This is a genomic window from Bifidobacterium asteroides, from assembly GCF_030758775.1.
Lineage (GTDB): Bacteria > Actinomycetota > Actinomycetes > Actinomycetales > Bifidobacteriaceae > Bombiscardovia > Bombiscardovia kimbladii.
Window position 1 is genome coordinate 190,304 of sequence record NZ_CP132384.1, and the last position, 14,643, is coordinate 204,946.

General features: G+C 61.0%; 10 protein-coding genes, 1 tRNA gene and 1 pseudogene. 8 read left to right on the forward strand and 4 right to left on the reverse strand.

Annotation, left to right across the window (positions count from 1 at the left end; translation table 11 throughout):
- Positions 1–32: 32 nt before the first annotated feature.
- Entirely contained in the window at positions 33–887 is an 855-nt protein-coding gene (locus tag RAM15_RS00675) for a carbohydrate ABC transporter permease (RefSeq protein WP_306221633.1), read from the forward strand.
- Entirely contained in the window at positions 884–1,720 is an 837-nt protein-coding gene (locus RAM15_RS00680) for a carbohydrate ABC transporter permease (RefSeq protein ID WP_306221634.1), read from the forward strand. The genes RAM15_RS00675 and RAM15_RS00680 overlap by 4 nt, the downstream gene beginning before the upstream one ends.
- A gap of 100 nt (positions 1,721–1,820) precedes the next feature.
- Here the strand turns inward: RAM15_RS00680 and RAM15_RS00685 are convergent, their stop codons facing one another.
- Positions 1,821–3,593, reverse strand: a complete 1,773-nt coding sequence (locus RAM15_RS00685) for a glycoside hydrolase family 13 protein (protein ID WP_306221640.1) — start codon at positions 3,591–3,593, stop codon at positions 1,821–1,823.
- 397 nt (positions 3,594–3,990) lie between these two features.
- Here RAM15_RS00685 and dnaK point away from each other — a divergent pair, with 397 nt between their 5' ends.
- The 5 genes and pseudogenes from dnaK to RAM15_RS00710 form a co-directional block, all read left to right on the forward strand.
- Positions 3,991–5,889: a molecular chaperone DnaK gene (gene dnaK, locus RAM15_RS00690; protein ID WP_198178561.1), complete on the forward strand. Its 1,899-nt coding sequence runs from the start codon at positions 3,991–3,993 to the stop codon at positions 5,887–5,889.
- 1 nt (position 5,890) lies between these two features.
- The gene (grpE, locus tag RAM15_RS00695; protein ID WP_306221641.1) at positions 5,891–6,616 is read left to right on the forward strand and encodes a nucleotide exchange factor GrpE; all 726 of its coding nucleotides are present in this window, start codon (positions 5,891–5,893) and stop codon (positions 6,614–6,616) included.
- Between the two features lie 146 nt (positions 6,617–6,762).
- The gene (locus RAM15_RS00700; protein WP_024627810.1) at positions 6,763–7,767 is read left to right on the forward strand and encodes a DnaJ C-terminal domain-containing protein; all 1,005 of its coding nucleotides are present in this window, start codon (positions 6,763–6,765) and stop codon (positions 7,765–7,767) included.
- A gap of 52 nt (positions 7,768–7,819) precedes the next feature.
- A complete protein-coding gene (locus tag RAM15_RS00705) occupies positions 7,820–8,350 on the forward strand; it encodes a heat shock protein transcriptional repressor HspR (protein WP_024627809.1) in 531 nt (176 codons plus the stop codon).
- Positions 8,351–8,552: 202 nt separating this feature from the next.
- Positions 8,553–10,175, forward strand: a pseudogene (locus RAM15_RS00710) (DEAD/DEAH box helicase); the annotation flags it as partial.
- 345 nt (positions 10,176–10,520) lie between these two features.
- On the opposite strand, the gene RAM15_RS00715 reads toward RAM15_RS00710, so the two are convergent.
- A tRNA-Ala gene (locus tag RAM15_RS00715) sits at positions 10,521–10,593 on the reverse strand.
- 83 nt (positions 10,594–10,676) lie between these two features.
- Complete coding sequence (locus RAM15_RS00720; protein WP_306221642.1) at positions 10,677–11,360, reverse strand: VTT domain-containing protein; 684 nt, start codon at positions 11,358–11,360, stop codon at positions 10,677–10,679.
- A 212-nt stretch (positions 11,361–11,572) separates the two neighbouring features.
- Between RAM15_RS00720 and RAM15_RS00725 the strand changes: the two genes are divergently transcribed.
- On the forward strand, positions 11,573–12,967 hold the full coding sequence (locus RAM15_RS00725; RefSeq protein ID WP_306221643.1) for a GH1 family beta-glucosidase: 1,395 nt from the start codon (positions 11,573–11,575) through the stop codon (positions 12,965–12,967).
- Between the two features lie 65 nt (positions 12,968–13,032).
- Here RAM15_RS00725 and RAM15_RS00730 read toward each other — a convergent pair whose 3' ends face one another.
- On the reverse strand, positions 13,033–14,589 hold the full coding sequence (locus tag RAM15_RS00730; protein ID WP_306222208.1) for a dolichyl-phosphate-mannose--protein mannosyltransferase: 1,557 nt from the start codon (positions 14,587–14,589) through the stop codon (positions 13,033–13,035).
- Between the last annotated feature and the right edge of the window lie 54 nt (positions 14,590–14,643).

Here is a 14,643-nt window from a genome sequence, read left to right on the forward strand (position 1 = left end):
CAGACTGCATGATTCCAGGTTTGGAGGTTTCAGTGATTTCGATGGTTGGTCGGTCGATTCGTAGGTGGTGGGGGTTGTTTGTGTTGCCTACGTTGTTGGCGTTTGTGGTTGGTTTTGTGGTGCCGTTTGTGATGGGCGTGTATTTGAGTTTTTGCCGGTTCACGACGGTGGTGGATGCCCGGTTTGTGGGGTTGGGCAATTATGCTGCGGCGTTGTCGGATAAAGAGTTCTGGCATGCGATGTGGTATACGGTGGCGTTCACGGTGGTGACGACGCTGGTTATCAATGTGTGTGGTTTCGCGGTGGCGTATATGCTGACCAAGGCGATCCGTGGGGCGAATGTGTTCCGTTCGGTGTTTTTCATGCCGAATCTGATCGGCGGGATCATCCTGGGGTATATCTGGCTGCTGTTGTTGAACGGGGTGCTGGCCCATTGGGGTCGTTCGATCACGTATTCGGGGGTGTATGGCTTCTGGGGGATGGTGCTGTTGTATTGCTGGCAGCAGATCGGCTATATGATGATCATTTACATTGCCGGCCTGCAGGCGTTGCCTGGGGATGTGGTGGAGGCTGCTTCGGTTGACGGGGCCAGCGGCCGTCAGATCCTGTTCCGGATCACGTTGCCGTTGATGATGCCTTCGATCACGGTGTGCACGTTTTTGACGATGACCAACGGGTTCAAGATGTTCGATCAGAATCTGGCGTTGACCAACGGGGCGCCGTCGAACACGTCGGAGCTGCTGGCGCTGAACATCTACCGGACGTTCTACGGGCGCACGGGCTTCGAGGGCGTGGGCCAGGCGAAGGCGGTGGTGTTCTTCGTGATCGTGGCGGTGATCGCGGTGGTGCAGAACAGGCTGACGACCAGCAGGGAGGTGTCGGCATGAGCGGCAAGGTGAGGCATTCGGGCCTGTGGACCCTGTTCTTTGCTCTGGTGTCCTTGTTGTGGGTGTTCCCGATCGTGCTGGTGGTCGTGAACTCGTTCAAGAACAAGGCGTATATCTCGCGCAACGCGTTCTCGCTTCCCACGGGCAGGACGTTCGTGGGCCTGGAGAACTACCGCAGGGGGGTGGAGCGGACCAACCTGCTGGCCAGCTTCGGCTGGACGGTGTTGGTGACCGTGGGCTCGGTCCTGCTGATCCTGTTGTGCACGTCCATGTGCGCCTGGTGGATCGTCAGGGTCAACACGCGGGTGGCCAAGTTCCTGTACCTGCTGTTCCTGTTCAACATGATCGTGCCGTTCCAGATGGTCATGTTCACGCTTTCCAAGCTTGCGGACATGCTGGGCCTGAACACGCCGTGGGGGCTGTGCGTGGTGTATCTGGGGTTCGGTGCCGGCCTGGCGGTGTTCATCTTCACGGGCGTGGTCAAGGGCATCCCCCAGGAGCTGGAGGAGTCGGCCATGATCGACGGGGCCAGCATCCCGCGCACCTTCTTCGGGATCGTGGTGCCGATCATGCGTCCCTCGATCGTGTCGGTGGCGATCCTGGAGGCCATGTGGATCTGGAACGACTTCCTGCTGCCCTACCTGACCCTGGACATGCGCCGGTTCAAGACCATGAGCATCGCCATCCAGTACCTGAAGGGCGGGTACGGCTCGGTGGACATGGGCGCGATGATGGGCTGCCTGGTCCTGGCCATCATCCCCATCATCGTCTTCTACCTGATCTGCCAGAAATACATCATCAAAGGCGTCCTCGCCGGCGCCGTCAAAGGATAAACCAAAATCTGTTACATACCAGATTTTAAAAGGGTCTCGCAGCAATATGTGGATTACTGCGAGACCCTTTTGGTGACTTGTGCTCAGCGTCCTTTGTCCGTTATTCCTGCACTGTGCGAACTACCCAAGCGGTTGTGTCTTGGGGAAGCGAGCCGTCCTCGGCTAGGTCTCCCGATGTGAGCACAATTCGTCCTTGTGGAAGGGGAGTCGGTGTCTGTGAAAAATTGGTCAAGCAGGTCAGTTCCGCAGGCTTGGAATCGACAAGTGCCTTGCGTGTGTAGGAAATCCGGCCGTACGTGGCAGATAGGGCCGTGACTTCCACGTTGCCTGTAGGGGTCAGCAATGTGGCCCGTAGATTAAGGGCTTTACGATAGAGGGAGAGCATCGAGGTCTTGTCGTTTTCCTCCTTATCCACAGCAAAGTCCTTGAACCAAAGAGGTTGGGGCAGGTGAGGATCGCTGGCTGGCCCTCCGTCCTTGCTGTGAGAGGGGGAGAATCCGAAGGAGGCCCCTTCTCCGAAGGCGGGATTCCACTTTGCAGGGGCAGGTGTGTCTCCGGCGACCCAAGGTAGAGGGACTCGGCACCCATCACGGCCCTTTTCAGTGTATTTGCCGCGGGTTCGGTGCGCAGTCGGATCCTCTAGACGGTCCCAGGGAATATCAGGAACTTCGAACAGGCCAAGCTCCTCACCCTGATAGATGTATACAGAGCCAGGTAATGCTGCTTCCAGGGCGAACCCTGCGCGTGCCCTGCGCGTGCCCTTGGCCCGGTCCTCGAAATAAGTCTGCCCGTCTCGAAGGATCCAGTCCTTGTCAAGCTGATGATAAGTGGAGCTGTCCACCTGGGGCAGTGCGTATCTGGTGGCCTGTCTGACCACATCGTGGTTGCTCATCACCCATGTTGTGGTCGATCCCGAGTCCTTGGCGGATTGCAGGCCCTCGGCAATGGCGGTGTACAGGGCCTGGCAGTCCCAATTAGCCTTGGCGAACTCGAAGTTGAAGACCTGCCCCAGTTCGTTCTCGGATGCGTACAGATGCTGGTGCTCAGGCACGACCCAGGCTTCTCCGACTGCAAAACGGTGAGGTTCAAATTCGTTGAAGACCTTTCGCCATTCCTTATAGATATCATGTACTTCGGGCCTGTCCCATAACGGGTGCTCATAGTTGTGATAAGTGGACTGTTCCTGGACGGGCCATTTGTCCAGCTCGGACAGAGGGCGGCTGTCCAGATCCTTGGCCAGCCCGTGGGCCACGTCGATGCGGAAGCCATCCGTGCCATGATTGGACCAGAAACGGAATATGTCTTTAAAGGCTTCGTGAACTTCCTTGTTCTTCCAGTTCAAATCAGGCTGCTCTTTGGCGAATATATGCAAGTACCATTCGCCGTCGTCAACCTGCTCCCAGGCAGGCCCTCCGAACAAGGACATCCATCCATTGGGCGGCAGTTCTCCATTCGTACCTCTGCCCTTGCGGAAGATGTATCTGTCACGTTCGGGGGATCCCGGAGTTGCACGCAGGGCATCCTGGAACCATTCGTGCTTGTTTGACGTGTGATTGGGAACAATGTCCACGATGACCTTGAGTCCCATGGCATGAGCTTTGTTGGCCATTTCGTCGAAATCAGCCATGTTGCCCAGGCGTGGGTCGACGTTGCGGTAATCCATGACGTCATACCCGCCGTCGGCCAATTCCGATGGGTAGAAGGGTGACAGCCAGATGGCGTCTACGCCCAGGTCTCGCAGATATTCCATTTTTTCGGTCACGCCTCGGATGTCGCCAATGCCGTCGCCATTGACATCCTTGAAGCTGCGCGGATATATCTGATATACAACTGCCTGCTTCCACCAATCATCGTTCATGTTGTTGTTGGTCATGCACATCTCCTCCTCGAAACAGGCCGTCTTATTGATCAGCTTTTATATGACAACGATAGCAAAACCATTGGTCATCGGTTTTCACGTTTTAGAAGGGCATTGAATAGAGCTTACTTCAGAATCAAGTTGATTCAGGGCGAGCTTTGAAAATGCGTAATTGCATACGTTCTCATTACTATCAAATTTATCTAGCTTGGCAATTTAGACGCAGTGGGAATAATATTTGCCAGAAGAAGTTGAGTGATGTAGGCTCAAGTTTCGGAGTGGTCATGATGGCTGCTTGCCCGGGCTGACGGGAGCCGGCCATCGGGACCACGAACGAAGCGCGAGCGGAGAACGTGAACGATGAGGTGCAGGGCCAGACCCTGCGCCCCAATTTCATCAGGAGGTAATGAGTATGGCACGTGCAGTTGGCATTGATCTGGGAACCACCAATTCCTGCATTGCAACCCTGGAGGGCGGCGAGCCCACCGTAATCGTCAACGCTGAGGGCGCGCGGACCACGCCATCGGTGGTGGCGTTCAGCAAGTCCGGCGAGATTCTGGTCGGCGAAGTGGCCAAGCGCCAGGCGGTCACCAACGTGGACCGGACCATCAGCTCGGTCAAGCGTCACATGGGCACCGACTGGTCCGTCGAGATCGACGGCAAGAAGTGGACCCCGCAGGAGATTTCGGCCCAGATCCTCATGAAGCTCAAGAGGGATGCTGAGTCCTACCTGGGCGAACCCGTCACCGACGCGGTCATCACCTGCCCTGCCTACTTCAACGATGCTCAGCGCCAGGCCACCAAGGATGCCGGCAAGATCGCCGGTCTGAACGTCCTGCGCATCATCAACGAGCCCACCGCCGCGGCCCTGGCCTACGGCCTGGAGAAGGGCAAGGAGGATGAGCGCATCCTGGTCTTCGATCTGGGCGGCGGTACCTTCGACGTCTCCCTGCTGGAGATCGGCAAGGACGACGACGGCTTCTCCACCATTCAGGTTCAGGCCACCAACGGCGACAACAAGCTGGGCGGCGATGACTGGGATCAGAAGATCATCGACTGGCTGGTCAGCGAGGTCAAGAACAAGTACAACGTGGATCTGTCCAAGGACAAGATCGCCCTGCAGCGGCTCAAGGAAGCTGCTGAGCAGGCCAAGAAGGAGCTGAGCTCCTCCTCCTCCACCAGCATCTCCATGCAGTACCTGGCCATGACCCCCGACGGGACTCCAGTCCACCTGGACGAGACCCTGACCCGGGCGCACTTCGAAGAGATGACCTCTGACCTGCTGGGCCGCTGCCGCACGCCTTTCAACAACGTGCTGCACGATGCCGGCATTTCGGTTCAGGACATCGATCACGTGGTGCTGGTCGGCGGCTCCACCCGTATGCCCGCCGTCAAGGACCTGGTCAAGGAACTGACCGGCGGCAAGGAAGCCAACCAGACCGTCAACCCTGATGAGGTCGTGGCTGTTGGCGCTGCCGTGCAGTCCGGCGTCATCAAGGGCGACCGCAAGGACGTGCTGCTGATCGACGTGACCCCGCTCTCCCTGGGCATCGAGACCAAGGGCGGCATCATGACCAAGCTGATCGACCGCAACACCGCCATCCCGACCAAGCGCTCCGAGGTGTTCTCGACCGCTGAGGACAACCAGCCTTCCGTGCTGATCCAGGTCTACCAGGGCGAGCGCGAATTCGCACGTGACAACAAGCCCCTGGGCACCTTCGAGCTGACGGGCATCGCTCCGGCTCCGCGCGGCGTTCCTCAGATCGAGGTCACCTTCGACATCGACGCCAACGGCATCGTGCACGTCTCCGCCAAGGACAAGGGCACCGGCAAGGAGCAGTCCATGACCATCACCGGCGGTTCCGCCCTGCCCAAGGACGAGATCGACCGCATGGTCAAGGAGGCCGAGGCTCACGAGGCCGAGGACAAGCAGCGTCGTGAGGACGCAGACACCCGCAATGCCGCCGAGTCCGCCGCCTACCAGACCGAGAAGCTGGTCAACGACAACAAGGACAAGATCTCCGACGAGGTGGCCAAGGAGGTCACCGACAAGGTCAACGCTCTGAAAGAGGCTCTGAAGGGCGAGGACATGGACAAGATCAAGAACGCCCAGAGCGAGCTGATGACCTCTGCCCAGAAGATCGGTCAGGCCCTCTATGCCCAGCAGGGCTCCGCTGACGGTGCAGGCGCCCAGGGCGCTGCAGGTGCCTCCGGTGCCGCCTCGGGTGCAGGCTCCTCCTCGTCCGCCGATGACGACGTGGTGGATGCCGAGGTCGTGGACGACGACGACAAGAAGAAGGACGGCGAGTGACATGTCGGCCTTCGACAAGGATGATGCCGGGCCGCTGAAGGGCGACCCGGCCGCCGCCGGTGAACCGGATGGGAACGAGGCCAAGGCCTCTGACGCCGCTTCGACACCCGATCAGGAAGGGGCGCGCGGCCGTCATGCCGGCAAGAGCGCTGCAGACGAGAGCCAGGCGGCTAGCCAGTCCTCGTCGGATTCCTCCGCCAAGGACGCGTCATCAGCGGATGCTCAGGCTGATGACAAGACTGATGCTGACTCGGCCAAGGAGGAGAGCGCCGACAAGGGATCAGATGGGCTGACTCCTCTGGGTCAGGCCAAGAAGGAGGCCGCCGATTACCTGGAGGCTCTCCAGCGCGAGCGGGCCGAGTTCGTCAACTTCCGCAACCGCGCCAAGAAAGAGCAGGACATCTTCCGCCAGCACGGCATCGTGGATGTGCTGACCGCCCTTCTTCCGGCCCTTGATGACATTGACCGGATCAAGGAGCACGGGCAGATGGACGACTCCTTCCAAGCCGTAGCCAAGAAGATCGACAAGACCTTCGAGAAATTCGGCGTCGAGAAGTTCGGTGAGAAAGGCGAGGACTTCGACCCCACCAAGCATGAGGCCATCCTGCACAAGCCGGATCCCAAGGCCGAGAAAGAGACCGTTGACACGGTCGTTGAGGCAGGCTATCGGATCGGTGACCGGGTGATCCGGGCTGCCAGGGTAGTGGTGACTTCGCCCGGGCAGTAGCAGGGACGGTGATTGCGGACCTTCCGCAGGCTGAATCGACGCCTTCGCATGCGGCGGCTGGTGGGTTATGGCCCTGCCCGCCGCCGCACGCGAAAGGGCGGATTCCAATTCGATATATTCGTTGCTTATGAGGAAAGGAGACATGGATGGCTGAGAATGAATGGCTGAGCAAGGACTATTACAAGGTCCTTGGTGTCTCCAAGGACGCCAGCGAAGCGGAGATCACCAAGGCCTACCGCAAGCTTGCCCGCAAATACCATCCCGATCTCAATAAGACCAAGGAGGCTGAGGAGAAGTTCAAGGACATCTCCGAGGCCTACGATGTGCTCAGCAACAAGGAGCAACGTCAGAAGTACGACGCCATCCGCCAGTTCGGCATGGGGGGAGCCCGGTTCGCCGGGGGTTCCGGCCAGGGCGGCTTCAACACCGATGCCTTTTCGGACATCTTCGGCTCCATGTTCGGTGGGGCTGGAGCGCCTGGAGGCACCCGTATCCGTTTCGGCGATGGTTCGGGGCAGCCGGACTTCGCTGACATCTTCTCCTCCTTCGGCGGGGGTGCCGGCGGTGGCGGCCGGACCGCCTACCAGGAGAGCAGGCCCAGGCCAGTCAAGGGCGAGGATCGCAATTCGCGCATCGGCCTGTCCTTCCGTCAGGCGGTCAAGGGGGCTACGGTCTCCCTAAGCGTGGGCGGCAAGCGCTTCAAGACGCATATCCCTGCTGGGGTTCGCAATGGCCAGCGGATCAGGTTGGCTGGCAAGGGTCGGCCCGGCAGGGACGGGGGCGCCAATGGCGACCTCTATCTGCAGATCAGCGTTCAGCCCAGCCAGCGGTTCACCATGAAGGACAGGGATCTGGTCATGACCCTGCCGGTGACGGTATCCGAGGCTGCCCTGGGGGCCAAGGTCCAGGCTCGGGACATCGACGACCAGGTCGTCACCTTCAAGATCCCGGCCGGCTCCTCCAGCGGCGACGAGATCCGCATCGCCGGCAAGGGGGTACAAGACCGGCGCGGCAAGGGCGACCTGGTGGGGCGGCTTGAGATCCGCATGCCTGGTCGGTTGGGCATGGCCCAGAAGAAGGCCATGCGTGACTTTGCCAAGTCCAGTGGCGACTTCGACGAGCGGATCGCCGGTGAGCGCATGAAGATATGACGATCCCGATGCAGGATCAGGTTGGAACGAACAGCGGAGAGGAGTGATGATCATGGTCAGGGTGGATCCCGAGACCAGGCGGATCTATCTGGCCTGCGCTCGCGGTCTGGTGGCCGGGCGCATCAGTCTGGATGCTGCCGATGATGCCGGTTTGGACATTGAGCTGCCGGTCTTCAGCGTCGGCCAGGTCGGGCAGTTGGCCAACATCCATCCGCAGACCCTGCGCCAATACGACCGGCTGGGTCTGATCGTGCCGGAACGGACCGAGGGGGGTGCACGCCGATACTCCCTGCGGGATCTGGACCGGCTGGGTCAGGCTCAGCATCTGAGCCAGGACGAGTCCATCAACCTGGCCGGGGTGACCAGGATCCTGGCCCTGGCCGAGGAGAATCGTCAGCTGAGGCGCCAGCTGCGCCGCTCCCACCAGTCACAGGGGTCCAGCATGTTCGCCGCCGCTGCCGACGGCCGGGTCGTCGAGGTCAGGCGGTCCAGCAGGGCCCGGCTCTGGCGGCAGGACACGACGCATGACGAGGCCGATCCAACTGAGTCCAAATCGCTGATCGTCTGGAGCGTACGCTCCTGAAGCAGGTGAGGGGCCTGTGCTATGGTGTACAGGTTGGCCGCTCGCCCAAGAGCTGCGGCTGATCGTCGCCTGAATGCTTTGAGTACGGGGAAACCGCTTGCGCGAAATTCGTCATTCTCTGCTTTGCACGCGGCCCGCGAACTGTCGACCGACAGTACCGTTTTCTTCCCTGTTGTGAAAGGTCATTGTGACTGCTTCATCCATGCCCGATTCCACTTCGTCCAATTCCGACAATTCTGCTGTAGAACCTATGGCTTTTGACCAGCTGGGGGTGCCTGAACCCTTGGTCCGCGTCCTGCGCAAGGACGGCAAGACCAGCGCTTTCCCCATCCAACGGGATACCCTGCCTGATGCCCTGGCCGGCCGTGACATCCTGGGCCGGGGGCGGACTGGTTCCGGCAAGACCCTGGCTTTCAGCATCCCCCTGGTAGCTCGACTGGCTGCCGATGAGGAAGGACGGGTTCGCCACGGCCGGGGGGGTGCCGCCGGATCAGGCAGCCTGCCCCGCCCGCGCGGTCTTGTTCTGGCTCCCACCCGCGAGCTGGCCAATCAGATCGACGAGGTTCTCAACCCCCTGGCCCAGGCCTACGGCATGCGGACTTGCACCGTCTACGGCGGTGTTGGCCAGGGCCGTCAGGTCGATGCCCTTCGGCGCGGGGCCAAGATTGTGGTGGCCTGCCCTGGTCGCTTGGAGGATCTGCTCCGTCAGCACAAGCTCAGCCTGGAGGACGTGGAGATCGCCGTGCTGGACGAGGCCGACGAGATGGCTGACATGGGCTTCCTGCCTGCCGTGGAGCGGATCCTGGCCCAGGTTCGCCCGGGCGGTCAGCGGATGCTTTTCTCGGCCACCCTGGACCACGGTGTGGATGCCGTGGTCAAGCGTTTCCTCAAGGACCCCAAGATTCACGAGGTGGACTCGGCAACCCAGCATGTGGATCTGATGACCCACCACATCTTCCGCACCACCCAGGCCGCCAAGCATGATCTCGTGCGCAAGCTGGCTTCGGGCACTGGACGTCGTATTCTCTTCACCCGGACCAAGTTCCAGGCCAAGAAGCTGGCCAAGAACCTGATTGACAATGGCATACCGGCCGCACAGCTGCATGGCAACCTCTCTCAGAACCAGCGCGATCGCAACCTAGGGGCTTTCTCACGGGGCGAGGTGAAGGTCCTGGTGGCTACCGACGTGGCCGCCCGCGGCGTGGACATCAGTGACGTAGACCTTGTGGTTCAGGTGGATCCACCGGCCGATTCCAAGTCCTTCCTGCATCGGTCAGGGCGTACGGCCCGGGCCGGCCGTTCCGGCGACGTGGTCACCTTGGTCTTGCCCGATCAGTGGCGCGACACCAGGCGGATGCTGCGCATGGCCCATATCGATGCCAAGCCGGTTCAGGTGACCGCCGATTCGCCTGAGGTTACCGAACTTGTAGGACCCGTGGCCAAGCCGGTGCAAGGCTGGTCCTTGCAAGCCGAGCAGCCGCAGGCCTCAGGCGGCCGGTCTGCCCGTGGAGGCCGTAGCGGCCGAAGCGGACATCGGGATCGTTCCCGGTCCGACAGGCATTTCGATCGCGGCGGCCGGGCTAGGGCTGCAGGCCGGGACCGGGATCGTCGGCCTTACCGTTCCCGGCGGTCTGGTGACCGACCGGCATTCGATCGTGAGGATGGCCCATTGGACGGCAGGACCAGAGGCCATCGTCATTCCGGCAGCAGCGAGCGGACCCATGGTCACGACCATGGCCGTGGCAACGGCCGTGCTGGCTCTCGTTTTGACGCAGACCGTCGTGGGTTCCGCCGCGGTCATCGTCATCATCGTCGTGACGATAACCCCTTCCGCTCCGCCTCCAGGCGTTGATTCATCGATGGGCGCGTTTGCATAATGCGCCCATCGTGGTTGTTGATGCTGACCCGATATACGCTGTCTTTGCTGCCGGGGGGACGGATGCCGGCTTCGCTGAAGCAATTCTGAGCGCTTGATGAGCAATTGCAACCTTGCTGATTCCATGGTTGCAGTGCGAGCTGACCCTGGCCCCATGCCAAGGTTCTTACGCACCCACCCGCCTGATTGGTTCTGGCAGGAGAGCGGCTGTGCTGCGTTGATGCGTCAGGAATCTGCCGAAGCCTTTATCGGTCGTGATGACGACCTGGAGCATTGTGCAGTGTCTCGACATTGTGGAGCTGAGGGTAGTCGAAACCCCGACCTCTTCGATGCGAACGAAGCGCTCTACCAACTGAGCTACAGCCCCATTCGTTGCCCGACCGTAGCCGAACAACAGAAGCTTACTTTAGCGCGTGCCCTGGCCAAACGCAAAATATCTCAGGCCAGGTATCAGTCTGCCTTGGCGCTGGTTTCTTCGACGGAAGCCTTCTTGCGGCCGAACTTTGCCTTGAGCAGGCCAATGACCGTGGGCAGGACCGAGATGACCAGGATCAGGATGATGACCAGCTCGAAATGCTGCTGGACTGCGGGGATGCCGCCGAAGAAGTAGCCCAGGAGGGTGAAGAGACTTGACCATACCAAGCCACCTAGCACGCTGAAGGGGGTGAAGCGCCGCCAGCGCATTCCGGAGATGCCTGAAATGAAAGGCATGAAGGTCCTGATGAAGGGAAGGAAGCGTCCCAGGACCACGGCCAGAGGGCCCCACTTGTCGATCAGCCCTTCGGTCTTGGCGATTCGTTCGGGGGTCAGCGACTTCACGCGCCCTGAACGGACGATGGCCCGGCCGAAGAAGTGCCCGATGAAGTAGTTGCTCTGGTCGCCCAGGATGGGGGCCAGCCAGACGACGGGCAGGAGCACGTCCAAGGCCATGCCGCTGGATGGGTCATGGGCGAAGACGCCGGCGGCGAAGAGCAGGGAGTCGCCCGGCAGGAAGGGCATGAAGACCACGCCTGTCTCGATGAAGATGATCAGGAAGATGAACCCGTAGGTCGGCACCAGCCCCATGGCGATCCAGCTCGCGATGGCGCTGCGCGGATCCTTGAGCAGGTGTATCAGCCAGTTGACGAACCCCATGAATCGCGTTCCATTCCGTCGATGTGTGCTTTTCCAGAACCGAGACACACTTTAACAAGCCGGCCTTGGCACCCGGTACTCCCCGGTCTGATTCCTTGCGAGGACAACACAACCCATCGTTGCCGGACTTATCGGCTGTCGGCCACGGTCCTGTCGTCGGTCCTCCTGTGCGAAGATAGGCAGGAAGGGTCACACAATCGAGGAGTGGACATATGGTCAATGACGAACGACTCGCCTTCCCTGAGGACTTCACCTGGGGCACGGCAACAGCATCCTTCCAGGTAGAGGGTGCGGCGCATGAGGACGGCAGGGGAGACTCCATCTGGGACGTCTACTGCAGGCAGCCAGGAAGGATAGCGGATGGATCCAATGGCGATGTCGCCTGTGATCAGTACCACCGCTACCCAGAGGACATTGCTCTGATGAAGCAGATGGGAGTGGGGGCCTACCGGCTGTCTGTAGCCTGGCCTCGCATTGTGCCCCAGGCAGGCGGCGCCATCAACCAGGCTGGTTTGGACCACTACCGGCGGGTGCTGGACATTCTGTTGGAAAACGGCATCAAGCCTGTAGTCACCCTCTACCACTGGGATCTGCCTCAGTACCTGCAGGAGGCTGGAGGCTGGGCCAACCGCGACACCGCCCAACGATATGCCGACTATGCAGCCGTCCTGGCCAAGGCTCTGGGCGATCGGGTGCAGACTTGGACAACCCTGAACGAACCTTGGTGCTCGGCCTATCTGGGCTATGGCAATGGCGGCCATGCTCCAGGCATCCGCGACTACGGACAGGCTCTGGCAGCGGTCCATCATCTGAATCTTGCTCACGGTCTGGGAGCCCAGGCCATCCGTGCCGAGCTGGGTGACAGGGCGCGCATATCGGTGACCCTGAACCTGCAGGTCAACCGGGCCGATAGCGACGATCCGGCGGATCTGGCAGCCAAGACCCGGGCTGACCTGTTCGCCAACGAGGTATGGCTGGGCCCCATGCTGGCCGGAACCTATGACCAACGCATCCATGATGCCGCTGAAGGTATCACTGACTGGAGCTTCGTTCGTGACGGTGATCTGGAACAGATCCATCAGCCCTTGGACGTGCTGGGCATCAACTACTACTCGACCAACCACGTGCGGGGTCGAAGCGGCGCTGGTTCCGAGCGCAACCCCATGCCTGCCCAGGAGATGGTCGAGACTCTGCCTCCTCAGGGGCCGTTGACCGCCATGGGCTGGAACCAGGAGCCTCAGGGGCTGACCGATCTGCTCATGGAGGTCTCCGGCCGTTTCCCCAAGCTGGATCTTATGATCACCGAGAACGGATCTGCCTGGGAGGACCAGGTCAGCATGGATCTATCCTTCCCTGGCGGCAAAGGGGTGCACGATCCCCAGCGGGTGGCCTATCTGGAGGAGCACCTGCGTGCCGTGGCCCGGGCCATCCATGAAGGAGCCCGGGTGACCGGTTACTTCGCTTGGTCCCTGCTGGACAACTTTGAGTGGGCCCTGGGCTACACCAAGCGTTTTGGGCTGATCAGGGTCGACTATGACACCCAGGAGAGGATCTGGAAGGATTCCGGTCTGCGGTACGCGCAGATCATCCATGATCGTGCAGTCTGAGCACTACGGCGCACAAACGTTGCTGCAAGGCGGTCGGGCATCCCTGTCCGGCCGCCTCCTTTGTCCTAGATCCAGCTGGACAGCCACATGTGCATGCGCCAGAAGTCATAGGGGATGGGCATGGCGGTCCACAGCGGATAGAAGAAGACCGAGGTCAGGCCCAGCAGGGTCAGGCCCATGATCATGGTCTGCCGGTAGAGGATACTGTCCGAATTCTGCCGTAGCCAGTTGACCACATAGCAGATTGCCAGGATCATCCAGGGCAGGATGACGATGGAATAGAAAGTGAAGGTGGTCCGGTTCATGTATTGGATCCAGGGCAGCCAGCCGGCCAGCATGCCTGCCAAGACCCCCCAGATCCGCCAATCTCCGTGCTTGACCACGACGGCGATGACGATGGCCAGAACCATGCAGATGCTGCCCAACCACCAGGTCAGGGGATTGCCCAAGGATGTGACGGCGGCCACGCAGGGGGAGTCCTTGGCCAGTCCGCACAAGCCGGGGAAGCCTGTGATCTTCTGCCAGTAGAAGCTGGTGGGTCTGATCTGCAAGGGCCACGTCAGGGGGTTGGCCATGTATGGGTGTCGTGTATGCAGGGTGGTGTGGAAGTGCCACATCTGCCGGTGGTATTCAGCCAGGGATCGTAACCCCTCCGGCAGCCAGGTCAGACCCTGGCCAGGGTGCTGGGCCGCCCAGCTGTGCATGAAGGAATCCCCGTGCAGGAACCATCCCGTCCAGGAGGCCAGATAGGTGCCCGCCCAGACGGGGATCATAAGCAGGGCCGCCGGCAGCCCGTCCCTGAACACGGCGCTCTGCAGCCAGGATCCGTATCCTGCCTGATGGCGTTCCCAGCCATCCCAGAGCACTGAGATCAGGGCGAAGACGGCGAAGAAGTAGGCGCCTGACCACTTGGTGCCGGTGGCCAGGCCCAGGAGCAGGGCGGCTCCTGTCCGCCACCAGGACCAGGCGATGAAGGGGCCGGTAGTGGCCACGGGCAGTTCGACACGGCTTTGCCGTCCTTGCTGTCCCTGTGACTGGATGACCTTCACCCGGTAGTGCAGGCGGAAATCAGCCTGATCCTTGGCCCAGGATTGTCGCAGCCTGGTCCGAGCCCAGTCCCGGTGGCCCATCAGGCACAGCCAGGCTCCCAGGACGAAGATCATGACGAAGTTGTCCAGCAGGCCGGTTCGGCTCATAACGATGCCCAGACCATCGATAGCCATGAGGAAGCCGGCTGTCAGGGCGATGGGCAGGTTATGGAAGAGGCGCAGGGCTACTCGGCAGAGCAGCAGGATGGCGATGGTGCCCACAAGGGCAGTGGCCGCTCGCCAGGCGAAGGGATTCCCGGCTCCGCCGAACAGTTTGAGACCCAAGGCGATGCACCACTTGCCCACCGGCGGGTGAACCACGTATTCGGCCTGGGGCAGCCAGTCGCTGGTATGCCCCTGGGCAAAGATCTGGTCGATGGGAAGGTCAAGGGGGCCGGCTTTTTTGGGCCAGTTGCGCGGCTCGCCGGTCATCAGCATGGTCCAGGCGTCTTTGACGTAATAGGTCTCGTCGAAGACGATGGCTCGAGGGCTGCCCAGCCGTACAAACCGCAGAAGCCCGCCCAGAAGCGCCATGAGTATGCAGGCCAGCCAGCTGCTCTGCCGCCGAGAGAACCGGGGTATCGAGAT